The following is a 13,595-nucleotide window of genomic DNA, read 5'->3' as shown; positions in this document are numbered from 1 at the left end:
GCAATGACACCCGAGCAGCGCCGCCGCAACAAGATCGCAGGACTGGTCCTTCTGGCTTTCGTCATCGCCGTGTTCGCCTGGACCGTGCTGCGCGGATCGGCGTTGCTGTCCGGCGTTGCCGTCAACTAGGCGGCGGCCATGAGCGACGACCTGCGCCAGACCTCCCAGCGCAAGCTGAGCTTTCTTCAGACGATGAAAGCGGTGGCATGGGGGTTTTTCGGCGTCCGCAAGGGAGCGGGCCACCGGGAAGACATCGCCAAGCTGAATCCGGTCCACGTGATCGTGGCCGGGCTGCTGGCAGCGGCGCTCTTCGTTACTGTGCTGGTATTAATTGTGCGTTGGGCCGTTTCCAGCCTGACTTGAATCACTTAATCTATAAATCTGTACCAGGGAGAAAGCCATGAGTGCAAGCCACTCGGTTCAAGGTAAAGAGGCACCGTACTACTTTGTGCCCGCCGACTCGGGTCATCCCGTGCGTACGGCTGTGGCGTTGCTGTTCATGGGCCTGGGCGCCGCCGGCTGGATCAACGGCGTCAGCTGGGCCAAGTGGTCCCTGCTGGCGGGCTTCATCGGCTTGATCGTGGTGCTGTACTTCTGGTTCGGCGACGCCATCCAGGAATCCGAGGCCGGCCTGAACAGCAAGCGCATCGACGGCTCCTACCGCTGGGGCATGAGCTGGTTCATCTTCTCCGAAGTCATGTTCTTCGCGGCATTCTTCGGCGCCCTCTGGTACACGCGCACCGTCACCACGCCGTGGCTGGGCGACATGGACCACCGGCTGATGCTGTGGCCCGACTTCCAGGCCGTGTGGCCCAACTTCGGGCCCGCGGGCGTGGTCGAGCACTTCCAGACCGTCGGCCCCTTCTGGCTGCCGACGATCAACACCGCGCTGCTGCTGAGCTCCGGCGTCACCCTCACCATCGCCCACCACGCGCTGCGTGAAAACCATCGCGGCAAGACCATCTTCTGGCTGCTGGCCACGGTTGTCCTGGGCTTCGTCTTCGTGGCCTGCCAGGCATACGAATACCACCACGCCTACACCGAACTGAACCTGAAGTTCAATTCGGGCGCTTACGGCTCGCTGTTCTACATGCTGACCGGCTTCCACGGCTTCCACGTGCTGCTGGGCGCCACCATGCTGACGGTCATCCTGATCCGCCTGATCCGCGGGCATTTTACGGCCGATCACCACTTCGGCTTCGAAGGCGCCGCCTGGTACTGGCACTTCGTGGACGTGGTGTGGCTGGGCCTGTACCTGTTCGTGTACTGGTTCTGAGGTGGAAGGCGCTCTCCCCGCACCCGCTTGCGCGGAGAGCAAAGCGCGATAGGAGGCTGGGCGCCAAGCCCGGCGTCCATCGCGCTTTTACATTCCCGCCGAGTATGGCGGGAACCCGTGTCCCGGATGCCTATCTAAGGCCTGTGCTCTCGATCCAGCCCATGTGGTGGGCGAACAGCACGAACAGAAACAGGGCCACCGATAGTCCGATGCGTACCGTCAGCGCGTTGACTGTGCGGCTGGTGGTGCCCTTGTCTCGCATCAGGTAGACCAGGGCGGATGCCAGGCTGGCCAGAATACCGATAAAGGCCAGGACGACAAAAACGCGCATGTTGGTCTCCGGACAAATCAGAGTTATTGAAGAAAGATGGCCCGACCGCATTCAACCCGCTACACGGTAGCCGCCCTGCTGCTGCTTGGCGTCGCCGTGATCATCCTGGCGTCGCTGGGGCAATGGCAATTGCGCCGCGGCGACGAGCGACGCGCCATTCTGGCCGCTATCGAGGCGGGCCGCAAGCAAGCGCCGCTGAAATTGACGCCCGACACCGATCCCGCGGGCATGACCGCATGGCGGGCCGCGCAGGCCACGGGCGTGTGGCAGCCGCAATTCAGTGTACTGCTGGACAACCGCAACCATGAGGGCAGGCCCGGCTACTGGCTGGCCATGCCCTTGTTGCTGGACGCCGACGCGAAGCGTGCCGTGCTGGTGCTGCGAGGCTGGCTGCCGCGGGCCCTGCCGGCGTCGGGGCAAGCCCCGGGCCCGGGGCCTGCGCAGCCGTCCTTGCCGGGCACGCCCGAGGGCACGCAGACCGTGAGCGGAGAGCTTTCGCCGCGGGTGCCGCGGCTATTCGAGCTCTGGTCGCTCGGCGGAGCGGACCAATCCGTCCTGCCGGCCACGCTGCCGGCTGCTGGCGGCGTGCCGCAGGTGCAGAACCTGCCGCTGGATGCCTATGCCAAGGCCACCGGGCTTGCCCTGCTGCCCACCGTGCTGCTGCAATCGGACGGCGGCGCGGACGACGGGCTGGTGCGCGATTGGCCGCAGCCGTCCGTGGACTTCCAGCAGAACACCTCGTATGCCGTACAGTGGTTCGCTTTCGCCTCGATCGCGGCCGTGGCGTGGCTGGTGGTGCTGGGGGGCGCCGTCCGGCGCATGCGGCGCCGCGAGTCCGGCGGGCCCCAGGCCTGAGCCGGCGCCCATCATCAACCGCAAGACAACAGGATACAAAGTGGCTCGCGACATTTCTCCTACCCGGCCCGCCGGCAAGCGTTCCCTGATGCCCATGCTGCTGGTGTTTCTGTGCACGCTGGCGCCCATCGTCGCCGCCGTGGTGGTCTACATGAACCCGCAGTGGTGGCCCGACGAATCCAGCAACTATGGCGCGCTGGTGAGCCCGCAGCGGCCCATGCCCGCGGCCGCCGATCTCCAGCTGACCACGCTGGACGGCAAGCCCTTCGACCTGCAGAGCCTGAAAGGCAAGTGGCTGCTGGTCGCCGCCGACGGCGGGGCCTGCCCGGAAAGCTGCGCCCGCAAGCTCTTCATCACCCGCAATAGCCACGCCAGCCAGGGCAAGAACGTGGACCGGCTGGCCCGTGTCTGGTTCATCACGGACGATGCGCCGGTGCCGGACAAGGTGCTGGAGGCCTACAAGGGCACGGTCATGGTGCGCGCAAACCCGGACCAGCTGGCGCGCTTCCTGATGGCGCGCGATACCGCGGCCGGGCAGCCCGGCCTGCAGGATCCGATCTGGGTGATCGATCCCCTGGGCAACCTCATGATGCAGTACCCTGCCGAGGCCGATGGGGTGAAGGTGCGCAAGGACATCAGCAAGCTGGTCTACAACTCCAGGATTGGGTGATCCCCGGAGCGCCTGCGGCGCCGGATCTGCGCGGCCCCGATTGCGGATGACGTGTGCATGCGGGGGGCATGTTGCGAAGGAAATAGCGGGATGGCTTGTCAGCGGCGGGGGGCTGGCGGTTTTACGTGTCGCGGGGAAGGCGCGGCGCGACACAGTAATGGTTTATGGAAATGGAACGTATCAAAGCGCGGTATCGCAAACTGGTTTTCTTCACCTGGTTCCTGACGCTGGACCTGATCATGTTCGGCGCATTCGTGCGCTTGACGGATTCCGGCCTGGGGTGTCCAGACTGGCCGGGCTGCTACGGCAGCGTGACGCCGCTGGGCGCCATGGGGGATATCCACGAAGCGTCCCAGGCCATGCCTTTCGGCCCCGTTACGCTTTCCAAGGCCTGGATCGAAATGATCCACCGCTATGTCGGCTCCATTCTGGGCATGCTGATCATCGGCATCGTGTACATGGCGTGGCGCTATCGCCGTGAACTGGGCCGCTCGCCGGCCCTGGCCGTGACCACGCTGGTGGCCGTTTGCGTGCAGGGTGCGTTCGGCGCCTGGACCGTGACGCACAGGCTCATGCCCGCCGTCGTGACCGCGCACCTGGTGTTCGGCCTGTCCGTGCTCGCACTGATGACCTGGCTGTCCGCGCGCGAGCGTCCGCATCTGCCCGTGCCCGAGGCGGCCGCGCGCTGGAAACCATGGGTGGCCGTGGGCTTCGGGCTGCTGCTGGTGCAGGTCACCCTCGGAGGCTGGGTCAGCACCAACTATGCCGCGCTGGCCTGCATGGACTTTCCCATGTGCCACGGCCAGTGGGTGCCCGAAATGGACTTCCACGGCGGGTACTCGATCATCCGCGGCCTGGGCGAGCTGCCCTCGGGCGAGATGATTTCCCAGCCCGCGCTCACGGCGATCCATTGGGTGCACCGCAATTTCGCGTTCGTCGTGTTCCTGTACCTGGGCACGCTGGCCTGGCGGCTACGGGCCGAGCCCGGGCTGCGCGGCCCCGCCACGCTGATGCTGGCGCTCCTGGCGGCGCAGCTCGTGACCGGCCTGACGACGATCTTCTTCCAGTGGCCGCTGCTGATCGCGGTGTTGCACAATGGAGGCGCCGCCGGCCTGACGCTGGCCGCGGTGGTCTTGATGGTGCGTTTGTCCACGGCACGGCGTTCGCCCGCGGGTGAATACGGCCCCAATTCGGTGCGCGTTTAAAATAGGGCTCATTATGACCAGTATTGCCGCTCCCCAAACCGGATTGCTCCGCCAGTATTTCGTCCTCACCAAGCCGCGCGTGACGCAATTGGCGGTGTTTTGCGCCGTGATCGGCATGTTCCTGGCCGCGCCCGGGATGCCGGACATGCGGCGGGTGGTGTTCGGCACCATCGGCATTTGGCTGCTGGCGGCGGCCGCCTTCGCCATCAATTGCCTGATCGAGCAGGAAGTGGACGCGCGCATGCTGCGCACCGCGCGCCGCGCCACGGCGCGCGGCACGATCTCGGCCTTCCAGGTGCTGACCCTCTCGGGGCTGCTGGGCGGAGCGGGCATGTTCGTGCTCTACCACCTGGTCAATCCCCTGACGATGTGGCTGACCTTCGCCACCTTCGTGGGCTATGCGGTCATCTATACGGTCATCCTCAAACCCCGTACGCCGCAGAACATCGTCATCGGCGGCCTGTCCGGCGCCATGCCGCCGGCGCTGGGCTGGGCTACGGTGGCGGACTCGGTGCCGGCCGAAGCCTGGGTCCTGGTCCTGATCATCTTCATCTGGACGCCGCCGCATTTCTGGGCGCTGGCGCTGTATCGCAATCACGACTACGCCAAGGCCGGGCTGCCCATGCTGCCCGTGACGCACGGCAACCAGTTCACGCGCCTGCACATCCTGCTCTACAGCGTGGCGCTGGTCGCCACCACGCTGCTGCCCTATGCCATCCGCATGAGCGGCGAACTCTATCTGGCGTCCGCGCTGGTGCTGGGCGGCATGTTCGTTTCGTACGCATGGCGGCTGTACCGCGCCTACAGCGACGAACTGGCGCGCAGCATGTTCCGGTTTTCGATTCTTTACCTGGCGCTGCTCTTCGGCGCCCTGCTGGCGGACCACTGGGTCGGCCTGTTGCGCTGATGTCCTGGAGGTTGTCGATGTCCGTGTTTTCCACCCGCCGCAGGCTGGCCTTGCGCTTGGGCGCCGCCGCCGCCTTGACCGCCGCCCTGGCTGCCTGCGGCGAGAGCGCGCCGGTGTTCAAGGGCAGCGATATCAGCGGAACCCAGCTGGGCCGCGGCATGGAACTGTCCGACTACAACGGCAAGACGCGCCAATTGTCCGACTTCGCCGGCAAGGTGGTGGTGGTGTTCTTCGGTTTCACGCAGTGCCCGGACGTGTGCCCCACGTCGCTGGCCGAACTGACCGAGGTCATGAAGAAGCTGGGGCCGGACGCCGACCGCGTGCAGGTGCTGCTGATCACGGTGGATCCCGAGCGCGACACGCCCGAGGTTCTCAAACAATACGTTACCGCCTTCGACCCGCGTTTCCTGGGTTTGACGGGCACGCCGGACCAGGTCAAGAAGGCCGCCGCGTCGTTCAAGGCCTATTACGCCAAGGCGCCCACCAAGGACGGCAGCTACACCATGGATCACACGGCCGCCTTCTACCTGCTCGACGGCAAGGGCGAATCGCGCGTGCTGGCCAACAACAATATCGGCGTCGATGCGCTGACGCACGACATCCAGGCCCTGCTGAAGCAATAAGGGGCGCTATCTGCCCGCTGCGGCGGCCCAGCCGTCCAGCGCGGCGCGCGCCTTGTCGCCGAGTTCCGTGGCGGGAATCTCGCGGCGATGCGCCATGATCATGAGCGCGTACGGGGTCGCCAGCGCGGCCGCCTCGGGGCACAGGCGGCATTCGTCGCCCACGGACGGCGAGACATTGCGCCAGTAGTTGATCGCCTGTTCGAGCAGGGGCAGGGTGACGGAATCCATGCGCCTATTGTCCACGATTGGCCACCGCTGTCCACCGGGCCCCGCCAGCAAAGAAGCGTCACCATCGCAACATGCCGAAACCGCGGGCGGGTGCTATACCACTGCCGGTTAGTTACGATGGAGCATCGTTATGAGTACCCCTACCCGAACCGAAGCCCCGCGGCGCGCCCTGCATCCGCTGGTCGCGGCCGCCGCGGTCGCCGTCATCGTCATGTGCTCGGTGGGCGTGGCCGCCGTGCTGGGATGGCTGCCCACTCCTTCCGCCAATCCGCATGCCGATGAGCCCGTGGCCGAGGCGGGCCCGGAAGGCGCCAACCTGGCGCCCGTGCCCGCGCAACCTGCCCAGGGCGCCCCTGCCCAGCAGGCCCGCTCCGAGCCCCCGCAGGCGTCTCGTCCCGCTCCGGCGCCCGCCCCGGCGCCGGCAAAGCAGGCTTGCGCCACCTGCGGCGTCGTCGAATCCATCCGCCAGGTCCAGGTGCCAGTGAAGGACAACAGCGATCATCTGGTCGGCACCATTGCCGGCGGCGTGGCGGGCGGCGTCGTGGGCAACCAGTTCGGCGGCGGCAGCGGCAAGACCGCCCTGACGGTGCTGGGCGCCGTCGGCGGCGCTTTGGCAGGCCGTGAAGTTGAGCGTAATATCAGACAGCAACAAACGGTGACGCACTATGAGCTCACCGTGCGCATGAGCGACGGCAGCGCGCGCCAGTTCCGTAGCGCGCAACCGTTCGCGTTTGCATCCGGCGACCACGTGCGCGTGGAGAACAACCAGCTGCTGCCGGGGTAGGCCCGGCGCGGCAGGCAATTATCTGTTTTGGGGAGACCAGGAATGAGCGACCAACAATCGAACCCGTTCGTCCTACCCGGCATGGGTCAGCATTCCGACCTGTCGGGCAACCCGCTCCTGGCCAGCATGGAAATGATGCGCCAGGCCTGGGCGGGGCTGACCGGGCCGGGAGGCCTGGCCAGCAGCCTGCCCATGGCTCCCCCGATGAACCTGGAAGACCTGGACCGCCGCATCGCCGAACTGCGGTCGGTGGAAAACTGGCTGCGCATGAACCTGAGCATGCTGTCCAGCACCATCCAGGGCATGGAAGTGCAGCGCTCCACCATCAGCACGCTGCGCGCATTCGTGGACAGCGCGGCCAATATGGACATGGCCGCCGTGCGCGAAAGCGGGGCGGCCTCGCCGCTGGAAGTCGTGCTGGGGCTGAAGCCCGCGCCAAAGCCCGCGGCGGCCGCTCCCAAGGCGGCGGAAAATGGCAACGCCAAGGGTCGGGAGGCGGGCGGCGCGGCGGACGAGCAGCCCTCGGCCGCCCCTGGGATGAGCGAGCAGATGGGCGCCGCGGCGCAATCCGCATCCAAGGCATGGTGGGACCTGCTGCAGCAGCAGTTCAACCAGATCGCCGCCGCCACGGCCGCTTCCATGCCGGCCGCGCCCGGCGCCGCCGCGGCCAAGGCAAAGGCGGACGATTCCAAGCCCGCGGCGCAGGCGGGGGCCTCCAAGCCGGCGGCCCGCAAGCCCGCCGCTACCCGAAGCGCCGCCAAGACCGCCAAGAAAACGGGGCCGGCCGCGAGCTAGCCCTCCTCTTTCAATCGATGCCCTGACGGCCGCGAGGCCGCCGGGCCGTCTTCAACATTGTGGAACTTATGCTTAACGTAGTGATTCTTGCCGCCGGACTGGGTAAACGCATGCAGTCCGACCTTCCCAAAGTGCTGCACACGCTCGCGGGCAAACCCATGCTGTCCCATGTGCTGGACAGCGCGCGCCAACTCGATCCGGCGCGCATCATCGTCGTCGTGGGGCACGGCGCGGACCGCGTCAAGCAGGCATTCGAGGGCCAGGCCGACCTGCACTTCGCGCTGCAGCAGCCCCAGCACGGCACGGGCCACGCGGTGCAGCAGGCCGTGCCGCTGCTGCTGGAGGGCGATGGCAAGGATGACGTGACGCTGGTGCTGTATGGCGACGTGCCGCTGGTGCAGCCCGAAACGCTCAAGCGCCTGCTGGAGGCCCGCGGCGCCGGCGCCGCCGTGCTGACCGAGGTGCTGGACGATTCCACCGGTTACGGCCGCATCGTGCGCGACGAGCGCGGCAACGTCTGCCGCATCGTCGAACACAAGGACGCCTCGGACGCCGAGCGCGGCATCAAGGAAGTGAACACCGGCATCCTCAGCGCGCCCACGGCGAAGCTGAAGGACTGGCTGTCCCGCATCGACAACAACAACGCCCAGGGCGAGTACTACCTGACCGACACCGTCGGCCTCGCCGTGGCCGACGGCGTGCCGGTGGGCGCGGCGCAGCCCGGCGCCAATTGGGAAACGCTGGGCGTGAACAGCCGCGTGCAGCAGGCCGAACTGGAGCGCCGCTGGCAGAGCGAGCAGGCCCGTCGCCAGCTGGAAGCCGGCGTGACGCTGGCCGACCCGGCGCGCTTCGATGTGCGCGGTTCGCTCACCTGCGGACGCGACGTCTTCATCGACGTGGGTTGCGTGTTCGAAGGCAAGGTGACGCTGGCCGACGGGGTGCGCGTGGGCCCGCATTGCGTGTTGCGCGACGTCAGCGTCGGCCCGGGCACTCACATCGAGGCATTCAGCCATCTGCAGCAGGCCCAGGTCGGGCGCGACGCGCGCGTGGGTCCGTATGCGCGGCTGCGTCCGGGCGCCGAGCTCGGCGACCGCAGCCATGTGGGCAACTTCGTCGAGATCAAGAAGAGCGTGCTGGGCGAGGACAGCAAGGCCAATCATCTGGCCTACATCGGCGATGCCGACATCGGCGCGCGCGTGAACGTGGGGGCGGGCACCATCACCTGCAACTACGACGGCGTGAACAAGCACCGCACCGTCATCGAGGACGATGCCTTCATCGGTTCCGACACGCAGCTGGTCGCGCCGGTGCGCGTGGGCCGCGGCGCCACGCTGGGCGCCGGCACCACCCTGACCCGGGACGCGCCCGCCGAGAAGCTGACCGTATCGCGCCCCAAGCAACTCACCGTCGAGGGTTGGCAACGCCCGGTCAAGAAATCGTGACCGTCGAGAAAGACCCGGCCCCAGGCGGGACGCCCAAGCCCGCCCCGCCCGACGGCCTGCCGACGCCCCGGCGCTATTGGGCGGCGGCAACCGTGATGACGGGCATCAGCCTGTCGGTGCTGGACACCACCATCGCCAACGTCGCGCTGCCCACCATCGCGGTCGACCTCAACGCTTCGCCGGCCCAGGCGGTCTGGATCGTCAACGCCTACAACCTGGCGGTGGTGACGATGCTGCTGCCGCTGTCCGCGCTGGCGGAACGCATCGGCTTTCGCCGCATGTTCACCTTCGGTCTGATGCTGTTCACGCTGGCTTCGCTGGGGTGCGCCCTGGCCGCCACGCTCTGGCAGCTGACGGCGGCGCGGGTGTTCCAGGGCATCGGCGCCGCCACGCTGATGTGCATGTTCGGCGGGCTGGTGCGCAATATCTACCCGCTGAAACTGCTGGGCCGCGGGATCAGCATCAACGCCACCACGGTGGCCGTCATGTCGGTGCTGGGGCCGACCATCGGGTCCGCCATCCTGTCGGTGGCGCCCTGGCCCTGGATCTTCGCGGTCAACCTTCCCATCTGCATGCTGGCGATGCTGGGCCTGCGCCACCTGCCGGAGGTGCCGCGCAACAACGTGAAGCTCGATTGGATCAGCGCCCTGCTGTGCATGATCACCCTGGGCGTGTTCATCTCCGGCGTGGACATGATGGGCATGGACCTGCTGCGCGGCATCGGCCTGGTCGCGATCGCGACGATGGTCGGCCTGGTGCTTGTGCGCCGGGCCAGCCGGCAGCCGATGCCGCTGGTGCCCGTCGACCTGTTGCGCATCCGTCCGCTGGCCTTCGCCGTGGGCGCCTCGGCCTGCACGTTCGCCGCGCAGATGGCGTCCTATGTGTCCCTGCCGTTCTACTTCCAGCAGGTCCTCGGCCGGCCCTATCTCGAGGTGGGCATGCTGATGGGCGCCTGGCCCGTGGGCACCGCGATCATCGCCCCGCTGGCGGGAAGGCTGTCCGACCGCTATTCGGCCGCAACCCTGAGCGGGGCCGGGGCGGCCACGATGGTGGCCGGCATGCTGTGGCTGGCGGCGCTGCCGGCCTCGGTGTCCAACTGGCCCGTCCTCGCGGGCATGTTCGTGGCGGGCACGGGGTTCGGGTTCTTCCAGACGCCGAACAACCGGGCCCTGTTGTCGGCCGCGCCCCGTTCGCGCAGCGGCGCGGCGGGCGGCCTGCAGGCCACGACCCGTGTGTTCGGCCAGAGTTTCGGCACGGCGCTGGTCGCCATCGCGTTCAGTCTCAGCGTGGCCCACGGCCCTGGCCTGGCCCTGGTCCTGGGGACGGTTTGCGCTGCCCTGGCCGTGGTGGTCAACACCGTCCGCTTCACCAAGCTGAAGCCCTAGCGGCCGCGCGCCCGGCGGGCCTGGAAACCGCGCTTCGGCCCGAGGCGGGCTCTCGGGGCGGGGCCGGACAGCCCGGCGCCGGTTCCGGCCTCCGGCCGCTTCTATAATGGCGGCCGGCGCCCGGTTCTGGATACCGGGGGCAAGGCTTACCAATTTTTGAGGCGTTCAGGCATGAAGATCACGGTCGTGGGTACCGGTTACGTGGGGTTGGTGTCGGGGGCATGCCTGGCCGACATGGGCAACGACGTCATGTGCCTGGACGTGGACGCGGCGAAGATCGCCCTGTTGCGCCAGGGGGGCATCCCCATCTACGAGCCCGGCCTGGAAGACCTGGTGCGGCGCAACGTGCAGGCCGGCCGCCTGCATTTCACCGACGATATCGCGCAAAGCGTCGCCTTCGGCGACGTGCAGTTCATCGCCGTGGGCACCCCGCCCGGCGAAGATGGCTCCGCCGACCTGAAGTACGTGCTGGCCGCCGCCCGGAACATCGCTCGCCACATGACGGCGCGCAAGCTGATCGTGGACAAGTCCACCGTACCGGTGGGCACGGCCGACAAGGTGCGCGAGGTCGTCGCTCGCGAACTGGCCGAGCGGGGCGTGGAGATTCCGTTCAGCGTGGCGTCCAACCCCGAGTTTCTGAAGGAAGGGGCCGCGATCAACGATTTCATGAGCCCGGACCGGGTCGTGGTCGGCGCCGACGACGAATACACCATCGGTGTCATGCGCCGCATCTACGAACCCTTCCAGCGCACGCATGACCGCCTGATGGTGATGGACGTGCGCTCGGCCGAACTGACCAAATACGCCGCCAACGCCATGCTGGCCACGCGCATTTCGTTCATGAACGAAATGGCGAACCTGGCCGAGGCGCTGGGCGCGGACATCGAGCAGGTGCGCCGCGGCATCGGCGCCGATCCGCGCATCGGATACCACTTCCTGTATCCCGGCGCGGGTTACGGCGGCTCCTGCTTCCCCAAGGACGTGCAGGCGCTGGTCAACACCGCGGCGGAGAATTCCCTGCCGATGCGCGTCATCGAAGCCGCGGAAGCCGCCAACCACGCCCAGAAATTCCGCCTGTCCGAAAAACTGGTCGAGCGCTTCGGCGAAGACCTGCACGGCCGCAAGGTCGCCCTGTGGGGCCTGTCCTTCAAGCCCAACACGGACGATATGCGCGAAGCGCCCAGCCTGACGGCCATCTCCGAGCTGACGCGCCGCGGCGCAGAGGTGCGCGCCTATGACCCCGTCGCCATGCACGAGGCCGGCCGCGTGCTGGCCGGCAAGCCCGGCATCAGCTTCGCCGCCGACATGTACGACGCGCTGGACGGCGCGGATGCGCTCTTGATCGCAACCGAGTGGAAGGTGTTCCGCGCGCCCGACTTCGACCGCGTCAAAGCCCTGCTCAAGACGCCGCTGATCATCGACGGCCGCAATCTCTACACGCCGGCCGACGTGCGCGCCCTGGGCTTCGAGTATTCGGGCATCGGGCGCGCATGAAGATCCTGCAACTGAACTTCGAGAAAGGCTGGCGCGGGGGCGAACGGCAGACCCTCTACTGCATGCGCGCGTTCCGCAAGGCCGGCCACGACGTCGAAGTGATGTGCCGCGAAGGAGCGCCGCTGGCCGAGCGCGCCCGCCAGGAGGGCTTCGTGGCCCATACCTGCCGCAATGTGCCCGGGCAGCTGGCCTTCCTGGCCGGCGCCAGCCGCTACGACATCGTTCACGCGCAGACCGCCAACACCATCACGTGGGCGGTCCTGACCAAATGGCTGCACCGCCGGCCGGTGGTCTTCTCGCGCCGCACCTCCTTCGTCGTGAAGCCGGGCGACGAATGGAAGACCGGCTTCAAGTGGCGCCACGCGGACCTGTTCGTGGCGATCAGCGAGATGGCGGCCGGCGAGCCGCGCCGCCTGGGTATCGAACCCGTCATCATCCGCAGCGCGGTCGAGCCGCACGAGATCAACGCCGAGAACGTCGCCAATCTGGTCCGTGAATTCGGCCTGGCCGGCAAAAAAGTCATGGCCACCTCCGCCGCGCTGATCCGCGACAAGGACCCGGTGACGCTGGTGCGCGCCGTCGGCGAACTGGCCAGGACGCGTCGCGACTTCGTGTTCCTGCACTTTGGCGCGGGCGGCGACCGCGAAGCGCAGGCCAGGGACGAGGCGCGCAGGCTCGGCATCGAGGACGTCTACCGGTTTGCCGGCTTCCGCAAGGGCGTCGAAGATTTCTACAGCGTTCTCGACGTGTTCGTCATGAGTTCCGAGGAAGAGGCCCTGGGCAGCAGCGTGCTGGATGCCTTCCTGCAACGCGTGCCGGTAGTGTCCACCGATGCCGGCGGGCTCAAGGAAAGCCTGGCCGACGGGCGCGGCGTGCTGTGCGCGGTGGGCGATTTCCAGGCCATGGCGCAAGGCATGGCGCGTTGCCTGGACGACGCGGCGTTCCGCCAGGAAGTCACCGAGCGCGCCTATGAGTACGTCCGCAACGAGCACGACGTGCAGAAAATGGGCAACCGCTATCTGGCGCAGTTCGAGCGCCTGCTCGCCCGGCGCTGAACCCGGGAGCTTGCGCCGGCGCATGGGCTCAGGCCCGTACGTCGATCCGGGTCTCGAACTTGGCGCGATGCACCGAGAAGAAGGTGCGCACGTTGCGCACGTTGGCCTGGGCGGTGAACGCCCGATGCACCAGCGCGTGATAGGCCGGCATGTCCTTCACCTGCGCGATCACCACGAAATCCGGTCCCGGCGACACCCGGTAGCACTGCAGCACCGCGCGTTCGGCAAGCATGCTCCGTTCGAACTCGTCCAGGCGCTCCGCGGCCTGCACGTCCAGCGTGATCTCCACGATCGCGGTCAGCGTGCTGCCCAGTTTTCCGGCCGACAGAATGGCCACCTGGCGGTCGATCACGCCCTCGTCCACCAGCCGGCGGACCCGCCGCAGGCAGGTAGGGGGCGATGCATGCACGCGCTGGGCGAGGTCTTGATTGGTCAGCGAACTGTCTTCTTGTAACTGTTCAAGAATGCGCCGGTCCAGATCATCCAGTTCCGGCAATGGAATCGGTGGATTCTGCATTATTAATTTCAAAAGTTAGTACTTAACG

17 protein-coding genes are annotated in these 13,595 nt (G+C 67.3%); 14 read left to right on the top strand and 3 right to left on the bottom strand.

Annotated features, from left to right (window positions below):
* Positions 1–3: 3 nt before the first annotated feature.
* Genes ACN6PJ_RS09760 through ACN6PJ_RS09750 form a run of 3 tightly spaced genes read left to right on the top strand, consistent with a single transcriptional unit; the run spans position 4 to position 1,276 of the window.
* Positions 4–129 carry a cytochrome oxidase small assembly protein gene (locus ACN6PJ_RS09760; RefSeq protein ID WP_042795689.1) on the top strand — a complete coding sequence of 42 codons (126 nt, stop codon included), beginning with the start codon at positions 4–6 and terminating at the stop codon, positions 127–129.
* Positions 130–138: 9 nt separating this feature from the next.
* Positions 139–363, top strand: a complete 225-nt coding sequence (locus ACN6PJ_RS09755) for a DUF2970 domain-containing protein (protein ID WP_427995668.1) — start codon at positions 139–141, stop codon at positions 361–363.
* A gap of 37 nt (positions 364–400) precedes the next feature.
* A complete protein-coding gene (locus ACN6PJ_RS09750) occupies positions 401–1,276 on the top strand; it encodes a cytochrome c oxidase subunit 3 (RefSeq protein WP_427995667.1) in 876 nt (291 codons plus the stop codon).
* Between the two features lie 130 nt (positions 1,277–1,406).
* On the opposite strand, the gene ACN6PJ_RS09745 is transcribed toward ACN6PJ_RS09750, so the two are convergent.
* A complete protein-coding gene (locus tag ACN6PJ_RS09745) occupies positions 1,407–1,607 on the bottom strand; it encodes a twin transmembrane helix small protein (RefSeq protein ID WP_006224570.1) in 201 nt (66 codons plus the stop codon).
* 36 nt (positions 1,608–1,643) lie between these two features.
* Here ACN6PJ_RS09745 and ACN6PJ_RS09740 point away from each other — a divergent pair, with 36 nt between their 5' ends.
* The 5 genes from ACN6PJ_RS09740 (at position 1,644) to ACN6PJ_RS09720 (ending at position 5,867) form a co-directional block, all read left to right on the top strand.
* Positions 1,644–2,462, top strand: a complete 819-nt coding sequence (locus tag ACN6PJ_RS09740; RefSeq protein WP_427995666.1) for an SURF1 family protein — start codon at positions 1,644–1,646, stop codon at positions 2,460–2,462.
* A 40-nt stretch (positions 2,463–2,502) separates the two neighbouring features.
* Positions 2,503–3,132, top strand: a complete 630-nt coding sequence (locus tag ACN6PJ_RS09735; protein WP_427995665.1) for an SCO family protein — start codon at positions 2,503–2,505, stop codon at positions 3,130–3,132.
* 170 nt (positions 3,133–3,302) lie between these two features.
* Complete coding sequence (locus ACN6PJ_RS09730) at positions 3,303–4,337, top strand: COX15/CtaA family protein (RefSeq protein WP_427995664.1); 1,035 nt, start codon at positions 3,303–3,305, stop codon at positions 4,335–4,337.
* A 13-nt stretch (positions 4,338–4,350) separates the two neighbouring features.
* Positions 4,351–5,244 (top strand): heme o synthase, encoded by an 894-nt coding sequence (cyoE, locus tag ACN6PJ_RS09725; RefSeq protein WP_427995663.1) that lies wholly within the window; start codon positions 4,351–4,353, stop codon positions 5,242–5,244.
* Between the two features lie 17 nt (positions 5,245–5,261).
* Complete coding sequence (locus ACN6PJ_RS09720; RefSeq protein ID WP_427995662.1) at positions 5,262–5,867, top strand: SCO family protein; 606 nt, start codon at positions 5,262–5,264, stop codon at positions 5,865–5,867.
* A gap of 6 nt (positions 5,868–5,873) precedes the next feature.
* Here the strand turns inward: ACN6PJ_RS09720 and ACN6PJ_RS09715 are convergent, their stop codons facing one another.
* Positions 5,874–6,095: a DUF3717 domain-containing protein gene (locus ACN6PJ_RS09715; RefSeq protein WP_427995661.1), complete on the bottom strand. Its 222-nt coding sequence runs from the start codon at positions 6,093–6,095 to the stop codon at positions 5,874–5,876.
* 130 nt (positions 6,096–6,225) lie between these two features.
* Here ACN6PJ_RS09715 and ACN6PJ_RS09710 point away from each other — a divergent pair, with 130 nt between their 5' ends.
* The 6 genes from ACN6PJ_RS09710 to ACN6PJ_RS09685 all read left to right on the top strand — a co-directional run bounded on the left by ACN6PJ_RS09710 (position 6,226) and on the right by ACN6PJ_RS09685 (position 13,050).
* Positions 6,226–6,879 (top strand): glycine zipper 2TM domain-containing protein, encoded by a 654-nt coding sequence (locus ACN6PJ_RS09710; RefSeq protein ID WP_427995660.1) that lies wholly within the window; start codon positions 6,226–6,228, stop codon positions 6,877–6,879.
* A 42-nt stretch (positions 6,880–6,921) separates the two neighbouring features.
* The gene (locus tag ACN6PJ_RS09705; protein ID WP_427995659.1) at positions 6,922–7,674 is read left to right on the top strand and encodes a PhaM family polyhydroxyalkanoate granule multifunctional regulatory protein; all 753 of its coding nucleotides are present in this window, start codon (positions 6,922–6,924) and stop codon (positions 7,672–7,674) included.
* Positions 7,675–7,742: 68 nt separating this feature from the next.
* Positions 7,743–9,116 carry a bifunctional UDP-N-acetylglucosamine diphosphorylase/glucosamine-1-phosphate N-acetyltransferase GlmU gene (glmU, locus tag ACN6PJ_RS09700; protein ID WP_427995658.1) on the top strand — a complete coding sequence of 458 codons (1,374 nt, stop codon included), beginning with the start codon at positions 7,743–7,745 and terminating at the stop codon, positions 9,114–9,116.
* The gene (locus ACN6PJ_RS09695) at positions 9,113–10,501 is read left to right on the top strand and encodes an MFS transporter (RefSeq protein ID WP_427995657.1); all 1,389 of its coding nucleotides are present in this window, start codon (positions 9,113–9,115) and stop codon (positions 10,499–10,501) included. The genes glmU and ACN6PJ_RS09695 overlap by 4 nt, the downstream gene beginning before the upstream one ends.
* 171 nt (positions 10,502–10,672) lie before the next feature.
* Complete coding sequence (locus ACN6PJ_RS09690; protein ID WP_427995656.1) at positions 10,673–11,995, top strand: UDP-glucose dehydrogenase family protein; 1,323 nt, start codon at positions 10,673–10,675, stop codon at positions 11,993–11,995.
* A complete protein-coding gene (locus tag ACN6PJ_RS09685) occupies positions 11,992–13,050 on the top strand; it encodes a glycosyltransferase family 4 protein (RefSeq protein ID WP_427995655.1) in 1,059 nt (352 codons plus the stop codon). The genes ACN6PJ_RS09690 and ACN6PJ_RS09685 overlap by 4 nt, the downstream gene beginning before the upstream one ends.
* A 28-nt stretch (positions 13,051–13,078) precedes the next feature.
* Here the strand turns inward: ACN6PJ_RS09685 and ACN6PJ_RS09680 are convergent, their stop codons facing one another.
* Positions 13,079–13,567: an Lrp/AsnC family transcriptional regulator gene (locus ACN6PJ_RS09680; protein WP_427995654.1), complete on the bottom strand. Its 489-nt coding sequence runs from the start codon at positions 13,565–13,567 to the stop codon at positions 13,079–13,081.
* Positions 13,568–13,595: the final 28 nt, after the last annotated feature.

The organism is Achromobacter sp. (assembly GCF_050285585.1).
In the GTDB taxonomy this organism is placed as follows: Bacteria; Pseudomonadota; Gammaproteobacteria; order Burkholderiales; family Burkholderiaceae_B; genus Achromobacter.
The sequence above is the reverse complement of the archived record's forward strand: the minus strand, read 5'-3'. Positions and strand labels throughout refer to the sequence as shown.